Annotated in this window: 23 protein-coding genes; 11 read left to right on the top strand and 12 right to left on the bottom strand. The window is 58.0% G+C overall.

The genetic code is table 11. The features are described from left to right. The first annotated feature begins 1 nt into the window (after nt 1). The 5 genes from ACOTXF_RS09485 to acpT are packed head-to-tail and all read left to right on the top strand — an operon-like array spanning nt 2 to nt 4,206. Nucleotides 2-1,171 carry a beta-ketoacyl-[acyl-carrier-protein] synthase family protein gene (locus tag ACOTXF_RS09485; RefSeq protein WP_047745212.1) on the top strand — a complete coding sequence of 390 codons (1,170 nt, stop codon included), beginning with the start codon at nt 2-4 and terminating at the stop codon, nt 1,169-1,171. Further along, nucleotides 1,168-1,641 carry a 3-hydroxy-fatty acyl-ACP dehydratase gene (locus tag ACOTXF_RS09480; protein WP_047745211.1) on the top strand — a complete coding sequence of 158 codons (474 nt, stop codon included), beginning with the start codon at nt 1,168-1,170 and terminating at the stop codon, nt 1,639-1,641. Before ACOTXF_RS09485 ends, ACOTXF_RS09480 begins: the two co-directional genes overlap by 4 nt. Further along, on the top strand, nt 1,638-2,369 hold the full coding sequence (locus ACOTXF_RS09475) for a 3-ketoacyl-ACP reductase FabG2 (protein ID WP_008503093.1): 732 nt from the start codon (nt 1,638-1,640) through the stop codon (nt 2,367-2,369). Before ACOTXF_RS09480 ends, ACOTXF_RS09475 begins: the two co-directional genes overlap by 4 nt. After that, on the top strand, nt 2,366-3,595 hold the full coding sequence (locus ACOTXF_RS09470) for a beta-ketoacyl-ACP synthase (RefSeq protein ID WP_047745210.1): 1,230 nt from the start codon (nt 2,366-2,368) through the stop codon (nt 3,593-3,595). The genes ACOTXF_RS09475 and ACOTXF_RS09470 overlap by 4 nt, the downstream gene beginning before the upstream one ends. Before the next feature lie 2 nt (nt 3,596-3,597). Beyond that, nucleotides 3,598-4,206 (top strand): 4'-phosphopantetheinyl transferase AcpT, encoded by a 609-nt coding sequence (gene acpT / locus ACOTXF_RS09465; protein ID WP_023326249.1) that lies wholly within the window; start codon nt 3,598-3,600, stop codon nt 4,204-4,206. Here the strand turns inward: acpT and arnF are convergent. The 8 genes from arnF to ACOTXF_RS09425 all read right to left on the bottom strand — a co-directional run bounded on the left by arnF (nt 4,163) and on the right by ACOTXF_RS09425 (nt 12,359). Beyond that, nucleotides 4,163-4,543: a 4-amino-4-deoxy-L-arabinose-phosphoundecaprenol flippase subunit ArnF gene (gene arnF, locus ACOTXF_RS09460; RefSeq protein WP_032675597.1), complete on the bottom strand. Its 381-nt coding sequence runs from the start codon at nt 4,541-4,543 to the stop codon at nt 4,163-4,165. The two genes, acpT and arnF, sit on opposite strands and share 44 nt — an antisense overlap. Next, nucleotides 4,540-4,875, bottom strand: coding sequence for a 4-amino-4-deoxy-L-arabinose-phosphoundecaprenol flippase subunit ArnE (arnE, locus tag ACOTXF_RS09455; protein ID WP_023294741.1), 336 nt, complete (start codon nt 4,873-4,875; stop codon nt 4,540-4,542). The genes arnF and arnE overlap by 4 nt, the downstream gene beginning before the upstream one ends. Further along, nucleotides 4,875-6,530 (bottom strand): lipid IV(A) 4-amino-4-deoxy-L-arabinosyltransferase, encoded by a 1,656-nt coding sequence (gene arnT / locus ACOTXF_RS09450; RefSeq protein WP_047745209.1) that lies wholly within the window; start codon nt 6,528-6,530, stop codon nt 4,875-4,877. Before arnT ends, arnE begins: the two co-directional genes overlap by 1 nt. Continuing rightward, on the bottom strand, nt 6,527-7,429 hold the full coding sequence (arnD, locus tag ACOTXF_RS09445) for a 4-deoxy-4-formamido-L-arabinose-phosphoundecaprenol deformylase (RefSeq protein WP_008503099.1): 903 nt from the start codon (nt 7,427-7,429) through the stop codon (nt 6,527-6,529). The genes arnT and arnD overlap by 4 nt, the downstream gene beginning before the upstream one ends. Next, complete coding sequence (arnA, locus tag ACOTXF_RS09440) at nt 7,426-9,408, bottom strand: bifunctional UDP-4-amino-4-deoxy-L-arabinose formyltransferase/UDP-glucuronic acid oxidase ArnA (protein WP_008503100.1); 1,983 nt, start codon at nt 9,406-9,408, stop codon at nt 7,426-7,428. Before arnA ends, arnD begins: the two co-directional genes overlap by 4 nt. Then, nucleotides 9,405-10,388, bottom strand: a complete 984-nt coding sequence (gene arnC, locus ACOTXF_RS09435) for an undecaprenyl-phosphate 4-deoxy-4-formamido-L-arabinose transferase (protein WP_008503101.1) — start codon at nt 10,386-10,388, stop codon at nt 9,405-9,407. The genes arnA and arnC overlap by 4 nt, the downstream gene beginning before the upstream one ends. Nucleotide 10,389: 1 nt before the next feature. Beyond that, on the bottom strand, nt 10,390-11,529 hold the full coding sequence (gene arnB / locus ACOTXF_RS09430; protein ID WP_045416978.1) for a UDP-4-amino-4-deoxy-L-arabinose aminotransferase: 1,140 nt from the start codon (nt 11,527-11,529) through the stop codon (nt 10,390-10,392). Between the two features lie 326 nt (nt 11,530-11,855). Further along, complete coding sequence (locus ACOTXF_RS09425; RefSeq protein ID WP_008503103.1) at nt 11,856-12,359, bottom strand: phenolic acid decarboxylase; 504 nt, start codon at nt 12,357-12,359, stop codon at nt 11,856-11,858. Between the two features lie 99 nt (nt 12,360-12,458). Here ACOTXF_RS09425 and ACOTXF_RS09420 point away from each other — a divergent pair, with 99 nt between their 5' ends. Together ACOTXF_RS09420 and ACOTXF_RS09415 are read left to right on the top strand one after the other, a co-directional pair. Next, a complete protein-coding gene (locus ACOTXF_RS09420; RefSeq protein ID WP_023345056.1) occupies nt 12,459-13,340 on the top strand; it encodes a LysR family transcriptional regulator in 882 nt (293 codons plus the stop codon). Nucleotides 13,341-13,372: 32 nt separating this feature from the next. Further along, a complete protein-coding gene (locus ACOTXF_RS09415) occupies nt 13,373-14,167 on the top strand; it encodes an SDR family NAD(P)-dependent oxidoreductase (protein ID WP_045416981.1) in 795 nt (264 codons plus the stop codon). A gap of 5 nt (nt 14,168-14,172) precedes the next feature. Here ACOTXF_RS09415 and ACOTXF_RS09410 read toward each other — a convergent pair whose 3' ends face one another. After that, nucleotides 14,173-14,619: an NlpC/P60 family protein gene (locus ACOTXF_RS09410; protein WP_181519356.1), complete on the bottom strand. Its 447-nt coding sequence runs from the start codon at nt 14,617-14,619 to the stop codon at nt 14,173-14,175. Between the two features lie 320 nt (nt 14,620-14,939). On the opposite strand from ACOTXF_RS09410, the gene ACOTXF_RS09405 reads away from it, so the two are divergent. Then, complete coding sequence (locus ACOTXF_RS09405; protein ID WP_008503107.1) at nt 14,940-15,599, top strand: HAD family hydrolase; 660 nt, start codon at nt 14,940-14,942, stop codon at nt 15,597-15,599. A 65-nt stretch (nt 15,600-15,664) separates the two neighbouring features. On the opposite strand, the gene ACOTXF_RS09400 is transcribed toward ACOTXF_RS09405, so the two are convergent. Beyond that, a complete protein-coding gene (locus ACOTXF_RS09400) occupies nt 15,665-16,690 on the bottom strand; it encodes a TerC/Alx family metal homeostasis membrane protein (RefSeq protein ID WP_048963139.1) in 1,026 nt (341 codons plus the stop codon). 163 nt (nt 16,691-16,853) lie between these two features. Then, entirely contained in the window at nt 16,854-17,252 is a 399-nt protein-coding gene (locus ACOTXF_RS09395; RefSeq protein ID WP_008503110.1) for a potassium channel family protein, read from the bottom strand. Between the two features lie 315 nt (nt 17,253-17,567). Here ACOTXF_RS09395 and ACOTXF_RS09390 point away from each other — a divergent pair, with 315 nt between their 5' ends. Then, nucleotides 17,568-18,905 carry an MFS transporter gene (locus tag ACOTXF_RS09390; protein ID WP_008503111.1) on the top strand — a complete coding sequence of 446 codons (1,338 nt, stop codon included), beginning with the start codon at nt 17,568-17,570 and terminating at the stop codon, nt 18,903-18,905. A 34-nt stretch (nt 18,906-18,939) separates the two neighbouring features. Here ACOTXF_RS09390 and ACOTXF_RS09385 read toward each other — a convergent pair whose 3' ends face one another. Further along, complete coding sequence (locus ACOTXF_RS09385; RefSeq protein WP_047745207.1) at nt 18,940-19,677, bottom strand: IclR family transcriptional regulator; 738 nt, start codon at nt 19,675-19,677, stop codon at nt 18,940-18,942. A gap of 169 nt (nt 19,678-19,846) precedes the next feature. Between ACOTXF_RS09385 and ACOTXF_RS09380 the strand changes: the two genes are divergently transcribed. Next, complete coding sequence (locus ACOTXF_RS09380; protein ID WP_232926884.1) at nt 19,847-20,539, top strand: RraA family protein; 693 nt, start codon at nt 19,847-19,849, stop codon at nt 20,537-20,539. Further along, nucleotides 20,539-21,477 carry an NAD(P)-dependent oxidoreductase gene (locus tag ACOTXF_RS09375; protein ID WP_008503114.1) on the top strand — a complete coding sequence of 313 codons (939 nt, stop codon included), beginning with the start codon at nt 20,539-20,541 and terminating at the stop codon, nt 21,475-21,477. Before ACOTXF_RS09380 ends, ACOTXF_RS09375 begins: the two co-directional genes overlap by 1 nt. Nucleotides 21,478-21,497: the final 20 nt, after the last annotated feature.

Raw genomic sequence — 21,497 nt, 5'->3', positions numbered from 1 at the left:
GATGATTTATATTTCCGCTGTTGGCATGGTCAACGCGCTGGGCAACTCGCATGATGAAATCGCTGCTAACCTGGTGACGGGCGTAGCGCCGGGTATGCATGCCCGAACCGGCTGGTTACAGGGTTCACCCGACGCCGTGCTGGGCGGTGTGGAAGGCGAACTGCCGCCCATCCCGGAAACGCTGTCCGCACACCGCACCCGCAACAACCAGCTTCTGCTGGCCGCGCTGGCGCAGATTCAGCCGACCATCGACGAGGCTATCGCCCGCGTCGGCCGCGATCGGGTGGCCGTGGTGCTGGGGACCAGCACCTCTGGGCTGGATGAAGGCGATGAGCACGTGCAGCGCATGACCCATGGCGCAGCGAGCACGCACTGGCAGTACCCGCAGCAGGAGCTCGGCGATCCGTCCCGCTTCCTCGCCAACTGGCTTCAGCTCGAAGGCCCGGCCTATACGATCTCGACAGCCTGCTCTTCCAGCGCGCGAGCGATGATCGGCGGCAAACGTCTGATTGAAGCCGGGCTGGTGGACATCGCCATTGTTGGCGGAGCAGATACCCTGAGCCGGATGCCCGTCAACGGGTTTAACAGCCTTGAATCCTTCTCCCCTACGCTCTGCGAGCCTTTTGGTCGCGACCGTCGGGGGATCACCATCGGTGAAGCCGCCGCGCTGATGGTGCTTAGCCGTGAGCCCGCGGACGTGGCGCTGCTCGGGACGGGGGAATCCAGCGATGCGTACCATATCTCCGCTCCGCATCCGCAGGGCGAAGGGGCGATCAGAGCCATCACGCAGGCGCTCAACGAAGCGGGTATGCAGCCCGGAGATATCGGCTACATCAACCTGCACGGCACGGCCACGCCGCTTAACGATCAGATTGAATCGCAGGTGGTACACGATCTCTTTGGGGAAAGCGTGCCCTGTAGTTCTACCAAACACCTTACCGGCCATACGCTGGGCGCTGCCGGTATCACCGAAGCGGCCCTGAGCTGGCTGATTCTGACGCGGGATCTGCCCTTACCGCCGCAGGACTTCGCCCGCTACGCACCGGACGACACGCTGGCGCCGTGCGGTCTGCTGCACCAGCGCACCGCGCTGACAAAGCCGGTCATTCTGTCTAACTCGTTCGCGTTTGGCGGCAACAACGCCAGCATTCTGCTGGGGAGAGCGTCATGAGCTACTTATCACCCGAAGCCTATTTGCCGCACGATGCGCCCATGATGCTGCTGGAGTCCGTTGAGAATGTGACGGACGACATGGCGGTATGCCGCGTCGCGATAGACAGACAAAGCGTGCTGGCACCCTTTCTGAATGCCGATGGCGACCTGCCGGGCTGGTACGCGCTCGAGCTGATGGCGCAGACCGTCGGCGTCTGGTCCGGCTGGCATCGCCAGCAGCAGGGGCAGGAGCATATTGCGCTGGGCATGGTGCTCGGCGCGCGTGAACTGATCTGCGCCAGCGGGCGTTTCGCCGCAGGCTTGACGCTGGACATCACCGTTAAGCTGCTGATGCAGGACGAACGCTTCGGCAGTTTTGAATGCGCAATTTCCGCTAATAAAGAGACGCTGGCCACGGGCCGGGTCAACACCTTCCAGCCAAGCGCAGAAGAATTAACCTCGCTTTTTAATCAGGGATCTAACGCATGAGTCGTTCCGTACTGGTCACCGGGGCCAGCAAAGGCATAGGGCGCGCCATCGCCCGCCAGCTTGCCGCCGACGGGTTTACCGTAGGCGTGCATTACCATCGTGATGCCGCAGGCGCGCAGGAGACGCTGGACGCCATCACGCAGGCGGGCGGCAACGGCCGTTTACTCTCGTTTGATGTGGGCAACCGCGAACAGTGCCGCGAGGTGCTGGAACAGGACATTGAAGCCCATGGCGCATGGTATGGCGTGGTCAGCAACGCGGGTATCACCCGCGATGGCGCCTTTCCGGCATTGAGTGAAGACGACTGGGACAGCGTGATCCACACCAATCTCGACAGTTTTTATAACGTCATTCACCCCTGCATTATGCCGATGATTGGCACCCGTAAAGGGGGACGCATTATCACCTTATCGTCCGTGTCCGGCGTGATGGGTAACCGCGGGCAGGTGAACTACAGCGCGGCAAAAGCGGGCATTATCGGTGCCACCAAAGCGCTGGCGATTGAGCTGGCAAAACGCAAAATCACCGTGAACTGCATTGCGCCGGGGCTGATTGATACCGGAATGATTGAAATGGAAGAGGCCGCGCTGAAAGAAGCGATGTCCATCATTCCAATGAAACGCATGGGCCAGGCTGAGGAGGTCGCCGGGCTGGCAAGCTATCTGATGTCAGATATTGCGGGTTACGTCACCCGCCAGGTCATTTCCATTAACGGAGGAATGCTATGACGCGTCGCGTGGTGATTACGGGCATGGGCGGCGTGACCGCCTTTGGCGAAAACTGGCAATCCGTGTCCAGCAGGCTGCTGGCGTATGAAAACGCGGTGCGTAAAATGCCGGAGTGGCAGATCTATGATGGCCTGCACACCCTGCTGGGCGCGCCGATTGATGACTTCACGCTGCCGGAACATTATACCCGCAAACGGATCCGCGCCATGGGCCGCGTGTCGTTGATGTCGACCCGCGCCACCGAGCTGGCGCTGGAGCAGGCGGGGCTGATTGGCGAGGAGGTGCTCACCAATGGGCAAACGGGTATCGCGTATGGCTCATCCACAGGCAGTACCGGGCCCGTCAGCGAATTCGCCACTATGCTCACCGAAAAGCACACCAATAACATCACCGGCACAACCTACGTGCAGATGATGCCGCACACCACCGCGGTGAATACCGGACTGTTCTTCGGATTACGTGGCCGCGTCATCCCGACCTCAAGCGCCTGTACGTCCGGCAGCCAGGCAATTGGCTACGCCTGGGAGGCGATTCGCCACGGCTATCAGACCGTTATGGTTGCGGGGGGCGCTGAGGAGCTGTGCCCGTCTGAAGCGGCGGTGTTTGACACGCTGTTTGCCACCAGCCAGCGTAACGATGAACCCAAAACCACCCCTTCGCCATTTGATACGCAGCGCGATGGTCTGGTGATTGGGGAAGGCGCGGGCACCCTTATACTCGAAGAGCTGGAGCATGCCAAAGCGCGCGGGGCCACTATCTACGGCGAAATCGTGGGCTTTGCCACTAACTGTGATGCGGCCCATATCACCCAGCCTCAGCGTGAAACCATGCAGATTTGTATGGAGCAGTCGCTGGCCATGGCGGGATTAAGCGCCCTGGATATGGGGTATATCTCCGCACACGGTACTGCCACCGATCGCGGTGATATTGCTGAAAGCCAGGCCACTGCCGCTATCTATGGTGACAACGTGCCGATTTCATCGCTGAAGAGCTATTTTGGCCACACGCTCGGAGCCTGCGGCGCGCTGGAAGCATGGATGAGTTTACAGATGATGCGTGAAGGCTGGTTTGCCCCGACACTCAATTTAAGGCAACCGGATGAGCAATGTGGTGCTTTAGATTATATTATGGGAGAAGCCCGCCAGATCGATTGCGAGTATCTGCAGAGCAATAACTTCGCGTTTGGCGGCATCAACACCTCGATTATCATTAAACGCTGGGCGTAACTATGTACCAGTTTGTACTGGGAAAAATATCCACCCTTTGCGCGGACCCGCTGGCGTCAACGCTCGCAGACAGCGCACCTCAGGGTGCTCGCAATGCCTCATGGCTGGCTGGCAGGATGCTGCTCGCCAGAGCGTTATCCCCTCATCCGCTCCCCGACATTATTTACGGCGAGCAGGGGAAACCGGCCTTTGCGGAGGGCCATCCGCTGTGGTTCAACCTGAGCCACAGCGGTGACGATATCGCCTTGCTGATGAGCGATGAAGGCGAAGTCGGCTGTGATATCGAAGTGATTCGCCCCAGGAAGAACTGGCAGGCGTTAGCGAATGCCGTCTTCAGCATGACGGAGCATGATGAGCTTGAGCGCGAAGCGCCAGAGGAACGGCTTGCCGCCTTCTGGCGTATCTGGACGCGAAAAGAGGCAATCATCAAACAGCGTGGCGGTAGCGCATGGCAGATTGTCAGCATCGACAGCACGGCGCCGTCGCACTCGGTCAGCCAGGTGCAGATCGGCTCACTCAGCCTAGCCGTTTGTACGTCGACCCCTTACACCCTGACCACCGAGTCGATTATCCACGTCGGGGCAGGAAAATCACCAGTACACCCAACATAATAAACACGACGCCGACCAGCCCGTGCCAGGAGAAGCTTTCTCCCCAGCCCGGCAGCAGGATCGCGGCGCCCCACACCAGGATATAGCTAAGACTCAGCAAGGCATACGCTTTGCTGAGCGCCATGCGATGCAGCGCCAGGTACCAGCAGCCCATAGAAGCCACATACCCCATCAACCCCAGCAGCAGCGCGCCCGTGCCGGACGAGACGTGCCACAGCGCGGAAATAAACGTCAGAATCTCGCTGACCGGAGGCAGAGCCTGCATGGCCTCGCGCAGCAGCAGCTGCGCGGCGCTGACTAACAGCACGCTGCATAAGGCCCAGAACGCCCCTTTCACAGGCTCCCTCCCAGGATAACAATCCCAATGATGATCAACCCCACCCCCAGCCAGTGATGCAAGGCGACGTTTTCACGCCAGAATACCTTCGCCGCCAGCGTCACCCAGACAAAATTGAGGCTCAGCATGGGGTAGGCAATGCCGACAGGCAGGCGCTGCAGCACCACCAGCCAGACCAGCATCCCGCTGCCCAGCGCCAGCAGAGCCAGGCCAAGCCACAGCGCGATATGCACGCCACGCCGCCCGGCTTTCGCCGGACGGGTAGCCTGTTTCTGGCACAGCTGTCCCGCACAGCTGAGCAGGCTTGCCAGTATCAGCCAGATCCAGGTCATCACTTCGGCAGATACTGCAGGTAGGCCAGACGGCCCTGGATATACAGGCTGTCCGGTTCTGGCAGATTCGCCCGCGAAAGGTCATCGCGTTTTGACAGCAGAATCACCAGCGATACGCGTCCCTGCTGGCGGTGCTCAGCCAGCCACTGCGCGAAGTCACCTTTACCGACAAAACGATCTTTCACATCAGGATAATCCAGCCCGTAGCGCAGTTCGCCACTCTGGCCAAACAGCGTGATGTCATTGCGCTTCAGCTCCCACGCCAGGCCAGCGGCCAGGCCCACGTTATTGGCCAAGACAAATCGGCTGTCCTGAAGCGGCTCGCGCACGGTGTCGACCAGCGACTGCGGCTGTTTGGAATCCACCACCAGGTTAGGAATGGCAAAACCGATCAGCAGCGCCAGGCCCGCAGGGCAGAGCGCCGCAAGCCACCAGCGCTGCTGACTCTGCCTGAACGTAAACCAGCCGACCGCGGCCCAGATGAGGAACGCGACCACCGCGCAGAACACTTTATACAGTTCAACCGAGGACCAGACCGGATGCTTAGCCAGCCCCCACGGAGAGACCACCAGCGCCGCCACCATGCCAATAACGCCAAACGCCAGGTTGATCCCGCCGTTAATGCGTAACGCTCTGGCACCCTTCTCCGCCGCGAGGCAGGCATAGCGCGCCATCAGGATCGCCAGCGGGGCAAAGCACGGCAGGATATAGGTCGGCAACTTGCCTTTGGCGATGCTGAAGAACAGCAGCGGCATCACCACCCAACCCAGCAGATAGAACCCGCCGCCCGCGTTTTGTCTGTCATGCCAGCCGAGACGAAACGCGCCGGGCAGCAGCGCCAGCCACGGCAGACTACCCGCGATCAGGAACGGCACGTAGTACCAGAACGGGGCTTTGTGCTGCGCGTCGCTCTGGGCGAAACGCTGAATATGCTCAACCCAGAAGAAGTAACGCCAGAAGTCAGGCTCACGCTGCGCAATCGCCAGCCCCCATGGCAGAACAATCAGCACGCAGCTCAGGATCGCGAGCCAGCCAAAAATCAGCACCTCTTTCCAGCGCTTCTGGGCGATCACCCACGGCAGCACGCCAATCACCGGTACCGCCAGCGCCAGGAAGCCTTTGGTCATCACCCCCATCCCGCAGGCCAGCCCAAGCAGCACATAGCCCCCCGCTTTTCCGGCAACAGTTTGGGCCTGTGACGCCAGCCAGAAGCTGCACATCGCCGCCACCAGCCACAGAGTGATGATGGGATCCAGTACCGCATACGTGCCGATGCCATACACCAGGAACAGGGTCAGGAAGATCAGGCCGGAGAAAATGGCTGTCCGCTTATCCCGCCAGAGACGCCAGGCCATCCAGATGACCAGCAGCGCCGCTAAACCGGTGGAGAAGATAGACCCGGCGCGCACGGCGAGGTTCGTGTGCCCGAACAGCATCTGCCCGATGCTGTTGATCCAGTAGCCAGCAATCGGCTTTTCAAAGTAACGCAGCCCCAAAAAATGCGGGACAACCCAGTCTCCGGAGGCCAGCATTTCGCGGCTGATTTCCGCATAGCGCGTTTCATCAGGCTGCCAAAGCAGGCGGATATCAACCGGGATGAGGTAGTAAACGATAAACAGTGCGAGAAGCGCTAAGCCATAACGGGCTGTTTTCATTGGACCGGACTCACGGTTTGTTGATAGCCAAGCCAGCCTTCCCGGCCAGCCAGTTCATTGCGGACCACTTTGCCCACGGGCAGGGTGCTGAGGTCGTCTGGCAGCAGCTCGCTTAACGGGCAAAACGCAATGCCCTCCTGAGCGGCCATCGTCAGCAGTTCGTCGAAATCATGCTGATACGCAATCCCTTCCACTTCGGCATGGATGGTATACACCGGCGTACCGGCGTCACGATGAATGCGGTCCAGGATGTAGCGATTGAACTCATCAGCTTTCACCTCGCGCCCGACCACTTCATCCCAGGTGGGAAGCGTGACCGGAATTTGCACCGTACCGTAGCGATTTTCGCCCAACAGCGGCAAAAAGGGCCCGGTTCCGCGGCAATCGCTGTTGTAGCGAAACGCAAAGGCTTCTTTGGCCTTCACGACGCGCTGATCCGCACGCCATCCCGCCACGGCGGAGCAGCACACGGGCTGACCGATAATGGCCTCCAGTTCCAGCATCCCACGCTCGACCTCACGGGACAGGCGCGGGATATCCCAGACGCCCGCCCAGGCTTGCCAGGCATGGTGATCCCAGGCGTGCAGACCCACCTCATGATGCTGTGCCGCCTCACGGATAACCGCTTCATTACCCGCGCCAATGCGTCTGCCGGGCCAGGCGGTGCCGGCCAGCAAAATATCCCAGCCGTAGAGGGATGCTGCGCGCGAGCGCAGCATTTTGAACAGAAATGCCGGTTTAACCAGACGCCATAAATGGCGTCCCATGTTGTCAGGCCCCACGCTGAAGAAAATGCTGGAGCGCACGCCATGCTTGCTCAGCAGTTCCAGCAGTTTGGGTACGCCGTCACGCGTTCCCCTGAAGGTGTCGACATCAATGCGTAAACCGACTTTTTTCATGAGACCTGTTCCGACAGCTCCACGGTGCGCAGGAAGAAATCAAGCGTTTCATCAATGGTTTGTTCCATCTTCACCGTCGGCGTCCAGTTCAGGCAGCGCTTCGCATTGCGAATGCTTGGCTTACGGTGCTCAACGTCCTGATACCCTTTACCGTAGTAGCTGCTGCTTTCCACTTCGCGGAAGCCGGCAAACGGCGGGAATTTATCGCGCAGCGGGTGGCGCTCAAAGCTGGCCAGCAGCATCTCGGCCAGTTCGCGAATGCTCGCTTCGTTGTCCGGGTTGCCGATGTTGATGATTTCACCGTTGCAGCGATTATCTTTGTTTTCGATGATGCGGAACAGCGCTTCGATACCGTCGCTGATATCCGTAAAGCAGCGTTTCTGTTTCCCGCCTTCGATAAGCTTGATTGGCGAGCCTTCCACCAGGTTCAGGATCAGCTGGGTGATCGCACGGGAGCTGCCGATACGCGCTGCGTTCAGGTTATCCAGACGCGGACCCATCCAGTTGAACGGACGGAACAGGGTAAAGCGCAGGCCCTCTTTCTCACCGTAGGCCCAAATCACGCGGTCCAGCAGCTGTTTGGAGACGGAGTAAATCCAGCGCTGTTTGTTGATCGGCCCGACCACCAGGTTGGAGGTGTCTTCATCGAAGTTCTTATCGGTACACATGCCGTACACTTCAGAGGTGGACGGGAAGATGATGCGCTTGTCGTATTTCACGCAGTCGCGGATGATCTTCAGGTTCTCTTCGAAGTCCAGCTCGAACACGCGCAGCGGGTTACGGGTGTACTCGATTGGCGTGGCAATAGCGACCAGCGGCAGCACCACGTCGCATTTCTTAATGTGGTATTCAATCCACTCGGAGTGGATGCTGATGTCCCCTTCCACGAAGTGGAAGCGCGGGTTGTCGAGGAAACGGCTGATCGCATCCGCGCCAATATCCAGGCCGTAGATTTCGTAGTTATCGTCTTTGAGCAGACGTTCGGTCAGGTGGTTACCGATAAAACCGTTCACGCCGAGGATCAGCACGCGGGTGCGGCGTTTGATGGCCACCACCGGCGCGCTGGTGATCAGCGCCCCGGCCACCAGCCCCAGCGACTGCGCCAGCTGGGTGCCCTGAACGTACAGGCCGTTGTCGGTTTGGCCGGTAACGATCTCCAGGGCCTGCTCGCCGCAGCTCACAATCAGCGGGGAGACGGAGACGACGGTGCCCGGTTTTGCCGCCGGAATGTCGTCACGCACGCGGGATTTCCAGACGATGAACTTGCTGACGCCCGCAAAGCTGTAGGCGCCCGGCCACGGGTCGGTCACGGCGCGCACCAGGTTGTGCAGCTGGCGGGCCGGTTTGTTCCAGTCCAGACGACCATCTTCCGGCGCGCGGCGGCCAAAGCAGCTTGCCTTGCTCTCGTCCTGTGCGGTTTCGCTGAAGGTGCCGTTAAGGATGCCCGGCAGCGCATCGCGCAGCAGCGTCTGTGCCGTCGCGTTCAGCTTTTGATGCAGCTGCAGCGCGGTATCGTCCGCATCAATAGCGACCTTCTGCTGCGCCACGATAGCGCCCGCATCCGCACGGCGTACCATGCGGTGCAGCGTCACGCCCGTTTCCGTTTCACCGTTCACCAGCACCCAGTTCAGCGGGGCGCGGCCACGGTAGGCAGGCAGCAGAGAACCATGAAGATTAAAGGCGCCTTTTGCAGCCAGGCCTAAGATCTCGTCGGAGAGCAGGTTGCGATAGTAAAACGAGAAGATGACGTCAGGCGCGAGGGCGCGGATGCGCTCCACCCACAGCGGGTGGTTGACGTCGTCTGGCGCATAAACCGGAATACCACGCTCGGCGGCGATACGCGCCACGGAGCCGAAAAAGTTATTCTCTCCAGCCGTGTCCGGATGGGTAAAGATTGCCGCAATGTCATAGCCCGCTTCCAGCAGGGCCTGCGTGCCCGTGCACCCCATATCGTGATAGGCAAATACAACAGCTTTCATGGGTGAATTTCCTCTTGAGATGCTTTGTGTTCCTGACGGACAACACGTTGAATAAAGTAGCGCGGACGCGCGCGAACGTCGTTATAGATACGGCCAATGTATTCACCGAGGAGCCCCATCCCGACAAACTGGGCGCCGATGAACATAAACAGCACGGCAAAGAGCATGAAGACCCCTTCCGCCGCCCACTGCGGGCCAAAGACCAGTCGCAGCACCACCAGCAGAACGGACAGCGCAAAACCGGCCACGGCGATGATGCTGCCGAACACGCTCAGCAGACGCAGCGGCGTGGTGGTCAGGCAGGTGATGAGGTCGTACATCAGGTTGATGAGGCGCATAAAGCTGTACTTCGACTCCCCGTGCTCGCGCTCAGCGTGCAGAACCGGGATTTCCGTTGCCTTACGGGCAAAGGTATTCGCCAGAATCGGAATGAAGGTGCTGCGCTCGTGGCAATGCAGCATGGCGTCGACGATATGGCGGCGGTAGGCGCGCAGCATGCAGCCGTAATCACCCATCGCTTTACCGGTCGTGCGCTGGATCAGACGGTTGATGGTGCGCGAGGCCAGCTTGCGGAACAGGCTGTCCTGACGGTTCTGACGGACCGTGCCGACCACGTCATAGCCTTCGTCGGCTTTGGCCACCAGGCGCGGGATCTCTTCCGGCGGGTTTTGCAGGTCCGCGTCCAGGGTGATAATCAGATCGCCCGTGACGTGGCTAAACCCCGCCATAATCGCCGAGTGCTGGCCGTAGTTACGGTTGAGCAGCACGGCAACGATGTGGCTGCCTTCAGCCTGCGCGGCTTCGGTCATCATCAGCGCGGAATTATCGCTACTGCCGTCATCCACCAGCAGAATTTCGTAGGCCTTGCCCATCGTGTCGCAGGCGGCCGTTGTACGGCGGATCAGTTCGGGCAGGCTCTCCTGCTCGTTATAAACCGGGATGACCACGGATACTTTTTGTACAGGCGGTGCACTGAACATATCAATGTCCTGCAAGCTGATGGAGTGCGGTAATGACGCGGGTTGTGTCGTCATGAGTCATGTCCGGGAAAAGAGGGAGAGAACAAATACGCGCGCTATTCCATTCAGAATTCGGGAGCGATACATCAGGAAAACGCTCGCGGTAGTATTTTTGCGTGTGGGCCGCGCGGAAATGGAGGCCGGTACCGATGCCTTTCTCTTTCAACGCCGCCATCAGGTTGTCGCGTGAGATCCCGCAGCGCGCTTCATCCACGCGAATAATAAACAGGTGCCAGGCGTGCACGTGCGGCCATGACGGAATAGTGAGCGGCTGGAACGGCGTATCGGCAAGCTCCCGCAGGTAGCGTTCAGCGATTTCCTGGCGGCGTTTGTTGGCCTCTTTCAGTTTGCCTAACTGCACCAGCGCCAGCGCGGCGTTGATGTCCGCCAGGTTGTATTTATAGCCCGGCGCGATCACTTCCGCCTGCGGCGCGCGGCCGTGCGTCTGGCGATCATAGGCGTCTACGCCGAGGCCATGGAATTTCAGACTGCGGATCCGCTGTGCCAGCTGGGCATTATCCGTGACCACCAGGCCGCCTTCCGCGCAGGTCATGTTTTTAATGGCGTGGAAGGAGAAAATTGCCGTTCCTTTCCAGCCCACGTGACGGTTTTTGTAATACGTTCCGGCGGCATGGGCCGCATCTTCAATCACCGGAATACCGTGACGTTCACCGATGGCATGAATTGCGTCGATATCACACGGCGCGCCGGCATAGTGAACGGGAATAATGGCTTTAGTGCGCGGGGTAATAGCGGCTTCAACGGCTTCTGGCGTCACCATTAATGTATCTTTGTCCACATCAATCATGACCGGCGTGGCGCCCAGCAATACGATCATATTCAGCGTGGAGACCCAGGTCTGGGAAGGGGTAATAACTTCATCGCCCGGGCCAATATCCAACGCCATCAGCGTAACGTGCATGCCCGCGGTGGCGGAACAGACGGCAATCGCATGCTGATTCCCGGTAAGTTGACAGAATGCCTCTTCAAGTTGCTGATTCTTAGGCCCTGTGGTGATCCAGCCCGACATCAAAACGTCCTGAAGCGCCGCAATTTCCTCAGCGCCCATCGACGGCCGCGAAAAAGGCAGAAAATCACTCATTATTAATTTCCTTGCAATCAAAATGGCATGTTTTTGATATTAACCAAATGCCAGCCCGCTTATTTCAACGAACCATAAACTCATATCAAAGTAGCTCTCTTTCCTTAGGGAAAAATTAAGACAACGTTTACAACGTTATAAGACAACTAGCAGCCAATTGAAAAACAACAAGTTAATTTTATATTAAATATTTTTGATGTGATCTTCCGCAACATTTTGAAATGGAAACATTTAAACCAATCCTCAACAAACAAAAAAAATCCCGGCTATTTCAAAATAATATGAAATAGCCGGGAACTTTTCTATTTAGTTAATTGTCGCGCTTATTACAGGTTATCTGGAAAGTTTTTCGGCAATTCACTGGCCGCACAGGCGATCACGCTTTCGTTATTGGCACCACAGTCGCGTACAAAGGTAATTGTGGCAAATTCATCAATCACTTCGGTTGGATACGCCGGGCCCGCATCACGGTAGCTGTTCATCAGCGGAATATGATCGTTCTGGAAGCAGACGGTTTTTTCCGGGTTGTTCATGACCCAGCGCGGGAAGAAGATGGTGCCGTGGAACAGTTTGTCGCCCAGGTTCACAATCAGGCTGACGTCGGTGCCGGTTGGCTCGGTCCAGGAAATTTTATAGATGCTCTCCCCTACCCGCACGATGTAAGCCTGCTGATCTTTCACCCAACGGTTGGCCACCAGACCGCTGTGAATACGGTAATCCAGGGTCGTCTCGTTTTTGACGTAAATCTCGTAGTTCCAGCCGTTGTCGTATGTGTAAACAAGGTGTTTGCCAACGAAGCCGCTTAAGTCGTGTTTGTCGAAGGTGTTCATAAGATGTCTCCTTTGTTTTGATGAGACGATCGTACCCCTTCAAAAATTGAATGAATAACGCTATGTTTTAATCAAATTCATCCAAATTTTAGATAAATTATGCATAAGACGACGCTGGAACAATGGTCTTTACTGGAAAGAGTGGTCGAGGCGGGCAGCTTTGCCAAAGCCGCAGAAGAAACCCACCGCAGCCAGTCTTCGGTGAGCTATAACCTGTCGCTGCTGCAGGAGCGGCTGGGCGTGGCCCTCCTGGTGCCGGAAGGACGACGGGCGGTGTTAACGCCGGCAGGAGAACTGCTGCTCAACCAGGTTAAACCGCTGCTGAAAGCCTTTTCGTACGTTGAGACGCGCGCAGCGACCCTTCGCAACGGAATGCGCACGCGGCTGGATCTGGTGGTGGATTCCATTTTCCCCCGCCGCCGCCTGTTTGCCATTCTGCGCCAGTTCCAGCAGCAGTATCCGCAAACCCAGGTACGCCTCACCGAGGTGCTGGAAAACACCCGGGACGATGCCATTAACGACGAAGCCGATGTGATGGTCCTCACCCGCCGCCAGGACATGACCGGGCTCGGCGAATGGCTGATGAATATCGACTTTGTTGCCGTGGCCCACCATCAGCATCCTCTCTTTCACCTCGACGCGCCGCTTAACGACGACATGCTACGCCCGTGGCCGCTCATTCAGATTGCGGACAGCCAGCCCGCCGCGCGCGCGGCCGGTGAGTCATGGACCTTCTCCACCATCGATGCCGCCATTGAGGCCGTCCTCTCTCAGGTCGGCTATGGCTGGCTGCCGGAGGAACGCATCCAGACCCAGCTGGATCAAGGCATCCTGAAACGCCTGCCGCTGAGCCACGGTGCACGCAGAGCGACGCCGCTTCACCTGATTGTTAAGCGCTCCCTCGCCCCGCTTGACGAGCAGGTGGAGACGCTGCTGCGCCTTTTTAGCCAGGAGCCGTCATCCTCACCTGCTACGCTTTAAGGTCCGAACGTTAAAACGATAAGGAGCAGATGATGAAAATCGACTTTACGGGGAAAGTGGCGCTGGTGACCGCCTCAACCGGCGGGATCGGGTTCGCCATTGCCAGAGGGCTGGCAGAAAGCGGTGCCGAGGTGATCGTCAATGGCCGCAGCACGGAATCGGTGAATAAAGGCATTCAGCAGCTGCAGCAGGTGGTGCCGGGCGTGCAGGTGCGCGCCGCGATTGCCGATCTCAGCACGGCGGAAGGGGTCGAGTCGCTGCTGAAGGTGGCGAATAACGTCGATATTCTGGTTAACAACGCCGGGATTTACGGCCCGCAGGATTTCTATGCCACCGACGATGAGACCTGGGAGCGTTACTGGCAGACCAACGTGATGTCCGGCGTGCGTCTTTCCCGCGCCCTCCTGCCGGGCATGGTGCAAAAGGGCTGGGGACGGGTGGTGTTTATCTCCTCCGAGTCGGCCTGCAATATCCCGGCGGATATGATCCACTACGGCGTGACCAAAACGGCGCAGCTCTCCCTGGCGCGCGGGCTGGCGAAGTTCATGGCGGGAAGCGGCGTGACGGTCAACAGCGTACTGCCGGGGCCAACGATGTCGGACGGTTTCGCAGAGATGATGAAGGATGAAATCGAAAAAACCGGTAAATCGCTGGAGCAGCTGGCGAAAGAGTTTGTGATGGCCAACCGCCCCAGCTCGGTGATCCAGCGCGCGGCCACGGTTGAAGAGGTGGCCAATATGGTGATTTATGTCTGTTCACCCCAGGCTTCCGCCACCTCGGGCGCGGCGCTGCGCGTCGATGGCGGCGTGGTAGATGACATCATCTGAGGCTGTCAGGCCGCACTGCCTGCAACCCGACGGGCAGTAATGTAGTGCGCCTGCCAGTAAGTATCCGTCAGGGTTGAGACCGTGACGCCCTGGCTGCTTGAGGCATGAATAAACTGGCTATTGCCAATATACACGCCGACATGCCTGCGGTTCGGACCCGTCTGGAAGAACACCAGATCTCCGGGCCTCAGGCGGTATTGCGTCACCTGCACCCCGCGGTGGATCTGCTCGCCGGTCGTGCGCGGTAAGTTAAGATGCGCCACATCGCTGAAAAGGTGCTGCATGAGCGCGGAGCAGTCCACGCCGCGGCGCGTGGTTCCGCCCCACTGATACTGGGTCCCCTTCCACTTTTGGTATTGATCAAGGATGCGTGCGCGCAGCGGGCCCGTATCCTGTTGCATCAGTGCAGATTTCGCTGGCGAGACGGCCAGGTTACTGTTCATCGATAGCATCGACGCGGGGAGTTGAAAACTGAATGCAGAAAACGACGCAAAACTTAACGTCAGGATTGAAATAAACGATCTAAGAGTCATATCAAGAAAGCAGTAGTGAGTGAGTTTTTCCTTACCTGTGGGGCCAAAGGGTTCCCCTGAATATCGTGCGATGTGGCGATAATATAGACAGATCGTTTTTTCACCAATTCTTATCGAGGCCAAAAATGGACTCACTTTGAGATCGCAAGATCGAGAAAAAAATGGTGGTGATGTAAGGACTGTCCTGGTAAAGCAGGTAAACTGATCCACAGAATGTGTATTTCAGCTAAGACGTATTTATGACCAATATGATTGCCGACGAGACGGTGGCGAAATCCAGCGTGCTCTCTGTCTTTGACTTTGATGGGACGTTAACACACCACGACAGCTTTATTCCTTTCCTGCGCTTTGCCTTCGGGAAACGCTACTTCGCGGGCCGTCTGGTGCGTATGGCGCTGCCTACGCTCCACTGCGTGCGTCGCAAGCTGACGCGCGATGAGCTAAAGGAAGTGCTGATCAAAACGTTCCTGACGGGCGTGGATGAACACTGGTTGCGCCAGCAGGCGGAAGCGTTTTGCGAAAAATACTGGAGCAAGCTGATGCGCCCCGAAGGGGTTCTGGCCGTGGCGGCCGAGGTGAATTCCGGTGCGGAGGTGACCATCTGTTCCGCGTCTCCGGCGCTGGTGCTCCAGCCGTGGGCTGACAAACTGGGCATTAAGCTGATTGGCACGCAGCTGGAAGTGAAAGACGGCAAGCTGACGGGGCGCATCACGGGCCATAACTGCCGCTGCGCCCAGAAGGTGGCCAGGCTGGAAAAAGTGTATGGCGATCTGAACGCCTATCACCTGCGCGCCTGGGGGGACACCCGCGGCGACCACGAGCTGCTGGCGGCGGCGCAGGATCCGCACTGGCGGCACTTCCACCCGCCGCGCAAGCGCCGGAATTCACCCATCAAGTAGCCTTTTTGCCGGGTGGCGGCTGCGCCTTACCCGGCCTACATTCGAAAGCGCCACCGGGCGGTACATCAGGCTTCTTGTTTACCCGGGAACATCACGCTCGCAATAATTCCCAGCGCCAGCACGCCCAATACCACAAACAGGCTGGCGGTCGCGCCAATGCTGTAACCGTGATGCCAGAAGTGATCGGTGGCATTTAACCCCAGCTTGAACGCCACGAAGAACAGCAGCAGCACCACCGCTTTCTCGAGATGCACCAGATACTGCTTCAGCGCTTCCAGCACGAAGTAAAGGGTACGCAGGCCGAGAATAGCGAACATCATGGCGCTGTAGATAATCAGCGGCTCGCGGCTGACGGCGATAATGGCCGGCACGGAGTCAAACGCGAACATCACGTCTGAGAGTTCCACCACCGCCACGCAGAGCAGCAGCGGGGTCGCATAGCGCTTCGCCTTCTTCACGCGCCCAACCATCACGTCCTGGTTTTCCGGCTTTTCAAGCTCCGCATCCACCTCTTTCTGCGTCAGAATAAAGGCGTTGCTGCTGATTTTCGGCCAGACCGGATAGAAGCGTTTCACCAGGCGATAGGCGAGATGACCCGAGTAATCTTCCACTTCGTCACTCTCTTCATTGCGTCGGAGCATCATTACCGCCGTCCAGCCGACGACCAGCGCGAAAATCACCTCGACGTAAGGCCCCAGACTTAACAGGCTGGTGCCGATAGCCACGAAAATACCGCGGAAGACAATCGCCCCCAGCACGCCCCAGTAGAGCACGCGGTGACGGTACTTATCCGGCACGCCGAACCAGGCGAAGATCGCCATCATCACAAACAGGTTATCGACGGAGAGCACCTCCTCCAGCGCATAACCGGTGAGGAACAGGCTCGCCATCTCGGCGCCGTGGTGAACGTACAGGAACCCGGCGAAGGCCATCGCCATCATGACCCAGAAGAGGGACCACATTGCGGCGCTTTTCAGCGAGATCGGTTTATCGTGACGGTGCATAAAGAGGTCGATAAACATCGCCCCAACGGCCATCACTACAAAGACAACAACGGTTTCCGTCGGGAAACCGAGATGAGCAGCAGACATACAAAACCCTTTTATAGAGGCAAAGCACAGCACCATGCAGGCTGGCGTAAACCAGCAGAGAAAAAGGGTGGGCTGTTTATCACATCCCCCCTCAAAACCGCAGCGTGACGGCCGCGTAAGGGGTGTACTTTACCTTACCAGATGGGGATTGCACATCTACCGTTTAGGCGCTCATGCCACGCAAACGCTGCAGCACTGCGACCAGAACCGCCACAGACCAGCCTACCATCAACGCGCCCACCAGTCCTTCCACCCCGCCGATGAGCCGCCAGTGCTGGGGTAACGTGACGTCGCCGTACCCTACCGTCGCATAGCTCACCAGCGAAAAGTAGAAGCTGGTGTTCCAGTCATTAAACGCGTCGATGACAAAATAAAAGGCAGCAAACAGCCCGGCCTCCAGAAGATGGGCGAAAATCATAGAGATCACGATACCGACATTGCGTAAAACAATGCGTACCGCAGAATCGACGTCTAACGTGATGAATTTTAAAACGCCAAACATCCACAGCGAATGAATGACCACGGTTAGGGTAAGCAAAATAATAATGCTGAGTAGCTGCATGGTACGTGCTCTGACCAAAAGGGATATGGCCCCGCGAGCGCGGCGGGGCATCTGGTCGAAGCTTAGTCGAAGGGAGAGGAAAAGTTGGTGCAATAATTGCGTTACGTGATTATTTCTCTGCCGGCACGTCCTGCTTGCGGCTGGTCAGCAGCCTTGAGCGATATCCGCAGCGCACTATCTGTGAGTCACCTCTTATTTACATCATTTAAACCTTCCATTAACTGGATAAAAAGAACGCACCGTCGCTATAGTGGTCTTGTTTAATAAAACTAAGTTGTACCTAATAAAACAAAGAACACACCCTGCGAGGATACAATGACAGAACATTTACGTAACGGCGCGACCGCCACCGAGGACATAGAAAGAGAGACGATGCGGAAGGTGATCTGGCGTATTCTCCCGTTTCTGATTGTCAGTTACCTGGTCTCGATTATCGATCGCGGGAATATCGGCATGGCTTCGCTGCAGATGAATGAGGACCTTGGCCTCAGCAAAGCGGCGTTTGGCTTCGCCAGCAGCCTCTACTTCGTGGCCTATTTCCTGTTTGAGGTGCCGAGCAACCTGGCCATGCAGAAAGTCGGCGCCCGGCTGTGGATCCCGCGCATTATGATCAGCTGGGGCATCGTCTCCATGGGCATGGCGCTGGTTCAAAATACCACGTCGCTCTATATCGTCCGTTTTCTTCTCGGAGCAGCGGAAGCAGGCTTCTTCCCCGGCGTCGTGCTGTATCTGACCTGGTGGATCCCTGCCCGCTACCGCGCGCGCATTATTGCGTCCTTTATGGTCGCCATCCCGCTCGCTAACTTCATCGGCTCCCCGCTTTCCGGATTGATACTGTCGCTGGATGGCTGGCTGGGTCTTCGCGGCTGGCATCTGCTGTTCATTATTGAAGGCTTACCTGCGGTGCTGCTGGGTATTGCGGCCTGGTTTATTCTCCGGGATCGCCCTCATCAGGCGAAATGGCTCAGCGATGAACAGAAAAAGTGGCTGGAAACCACCCTTGAGACCGAGCGTAGCCAGCAAAAGAACATTGGACACCAGACGACGTGGCAGTTGCTGAAGCATCGTCAAATCTGGCTGATGGCGCTGATTTACGCGGGCGCATCGTCCGCGGGCACCACTATTAGCGTCTGGTCTCCTCAGCTGCTGAAATCCTTCCATCTTGATAATCTTCAAACCGGTCTGTTTAACGCCATTCCTTACGGTCTGGCATCGGTTCTGATGATTGTCTGGGGACGACACTCCGATCGCACCAATGAACGCCGCTGGCATACTGCGCTGACGCTGTTCATGATTGCCGCCGGCGTGTTCGCTGCCTTTGTCAGCGTCTCGCTCTTTGCCACTCTCGCGATCCTGAGCATTATCCTGACGGGCGCGTATTCGATGAAAGGGCCTTTCTGGGCGCTGGCGTCCGGCTGGATGAGCAGCTCCTCGGCGGCGGCAGGGCTGGCCGCGATTGGCGCCATCGCGAACCTGATTGGCGGGGCGGTCATGGTAAATGCCTACGGCATGATCAGCGAGCAAACGGGCAGCTACACGCTGGCTATGCTTCCGCTGGCCGTGCTGTGCCTGGCCGGGGGTATCGCGGTACTCATTATGGGACGGCAGGCCCGCAACGCTCAGCTACACGAAAAACAGGTCACACATTCATGATGACAGAAGCGGGACACATGTCCCGCTTCTGCGTTTAAAGATTTTCTTCCGCCGCGTCGCTCGTTTCACCAAAGAACTGCTGACAGAAGGGCTTACTGGCTCCCATTTTCTGCGACAGACGGCTGGCCGCCGCCTTCATCAACGGGCCTATCTCCTTCTCACGACGATCTTCCGTCAGCCGTGAGATGGGGCCGGTCAGGGCTAACGCCGCAACCAGCTTGTCGTGAACGCCGAAGACAGGCATCGCAAACGCCGCGGTGTGGGGATCGCGTGCGCCTGACGTGTAGAAAGGGAGTTCAGCGTCGCCCTCCGGCAGGCTCTCATTGAGCCCCCAGTGGCGCAAGACATTACTGATGGCCGAATTATCGAGCGGGAACTGGCTGCCGGGAAGATTGCTGTGTCGCAGGCCGTGCGACGCTTCCGCGCGAAACAGGCAAAGGCGCTGCCCGCCCTCCAGCACATACCAGCTGGCGCTCTCCTGAGACGCCAGGGATAAGGCCTGAAGCTCTGGCTGAACCACCCGCGAAAGATGGAAAGATTGTTCATACAGCTTGCCGAGGTAAAGCAGACGTGGGCCAAGCGCATAATTGCCGTCTTCATGCCTGACGACGTAATTCATCCGTTCAAGAGAATTCATCAAGCGGTAAACCGTGGTTTTGTGATAACCCGACAGCTGTGCCAGCGCGGTCAGCGTCAGGCTCTCATCCCCAGGACGGAAGCAATCCAGTAAAGCCAGCGCTTTTTCAACCGCTACAACGCCTTCATTCCCCATCATTATCTCCTTGTTAGCCCGGCAGTGAGTGTACCTCAAATTTTGTGAGTCACTTCGTGTTTACATCACAAACGCCACCTCGGGTCTGGCTAAAAGGAAAGCAACACCGCTATAGTTGTTTTGCTCTGTACACCTGCGTTGTACTTAGTAAAACAATATGGAGGCATTCATGTCCGTTTCTGAAAAAAAAGCGATTAATCGCCAGTTCGAACGCGTTTCTGCCGAGGACGTTCGTCGGGCTGCCGAGTATCAGGCAGCCATTCTGGCCGACGTGGCCGGTCGCCGCGGTACGCTTCACGGCCGCATCAAACCACTGGCTCCTCACATGTCCGTTGCGGGTCCGGCCATCACCGTGGAAGTCCGTCCGGGTGATAATCTGGCGATTCATGCCGCGATGGCGGTTGCGCAACCCGGCGATGTCCTGGTCGTCGATGGCAAAGGCGACCTGAGCTGCGCGCTGCTGGGCGAAATCATGGCCACCCAGGCTCAGGCGAGCGGCATTGCGGGCATCATCATTGACGGCGCTGTACGTGACGCCGATTCCCTGAGCAAAGGCCACTACCCTGTCTTTTCTGCCGGTCTGAACCCCTGCGGCCCGACAAAGTTAATTTCTGGCCGGGTTAATCATCCCATTTCAGTCGCCGGGGCGACGGTTCAGGCAGGGGATCTGGTTGTCGCGGATATCGACGGCGTGGTCGTCATCCCGCGCGATGAGGTTCAGCAGGTTATCGCGCTGGCAAAAGAAAAGCTGGAGATGGAGACCCGGCGTCTTGCCGCCATCCGTGAAGGCGATTTGCGTCCACACTGGCTTGATGACGCGCTTCGTAAGGCAGGTATGTTAGCTGACGGGGAGATGCTGTGATGGGGGGCAAAGACGTAATTCTGGTTACCGGAAGCGACCTGGCGGAGCAGGCCATGGTGATGCTGCAGGGCTTTGAGGTGGTGTTTGCGGGCCGCCAGCCGACAGAAGATGACCTGATCGCGCTGTGTGAACGACACAATCCCGTGGCGATTCTGGTTCGTTACGGCCGGATCACCGCGAAAGTCATGGATGCCGCCCCGGCTCTGCAGGTTATTTCCAAGCACGGAAGCGGGATCGATGTGATAGACCAGACGGCAGCGGCCGAGCGCAATATCGCCGTCCGCGCTGCCCCAGGCGCAAACGCGGCGGCAGTGGCTGAACATACCTGGGCGCTGATCCTCGCCTGCGCAAAGTCCGTGGTGCCTCTGGACAAGCGGCTGCGGGACGGGCACTGGGATAAGGCAACGCATAAATCCATTGAGCTGGAAGGATTAACCCTGGGGCTAATCGGATTGGGCGCTATCGGCTCGCGCGTGGCAACTATTGGTCATGCCTTCGGCATGAAGGTGCTGGCTTACGATCCCTATGCTAAATCGATGCCTGCCCTGTGCGAACGTGCAGAGACGCTGACCGGACTTCTTTCCCGTTCCGATGTCATCTCTTTGCACTGTCCGCTAACCGATGAGAATCGGGGAATGATCAATAGCGAGGCGCTCGCACACTGCAAACGGAACGCCATTCTGGTCAATACGGCACGCGGTGGACTGATCCACAGTGAATCGTTACTGGCGGCGCTCCGGGATGGCACGCTGCACAGCGCAGCGCTGGACAGCTTTACCCAGGAGCCGCTGACGGCGCCGCACCTCTGGCAGTCCGTAGAAAACGTGGTGATTTCACCGCATATTGGCGGCGTTACCGCCGCGTCATACATCAAGATGGGGACCGTGGCCGCGGGCAATATTCTGGCCGTGACGGACGCCACCACCGTCAGCTCGTAAAGCCAAGCGCGATGAGTGGC

Origin of the sequence: Enterobacter cloacae complex sp. IR53041, from assembly GCF_049238285.1 — a bacterium.
In the GTDB taxonomy this organism is placed as follows: domain Bacteria; phylum Pseudomonadota; class Gammaproteobacteria; order Enterobacterales; family Enterobacteriaceae; genus Enterobacter; species Enterobacter roggenkampii.
Note: the sequence above shows the minus strand (reverse complement) of the source record. Positions and strands in the feature narration are given on the sequence as shown.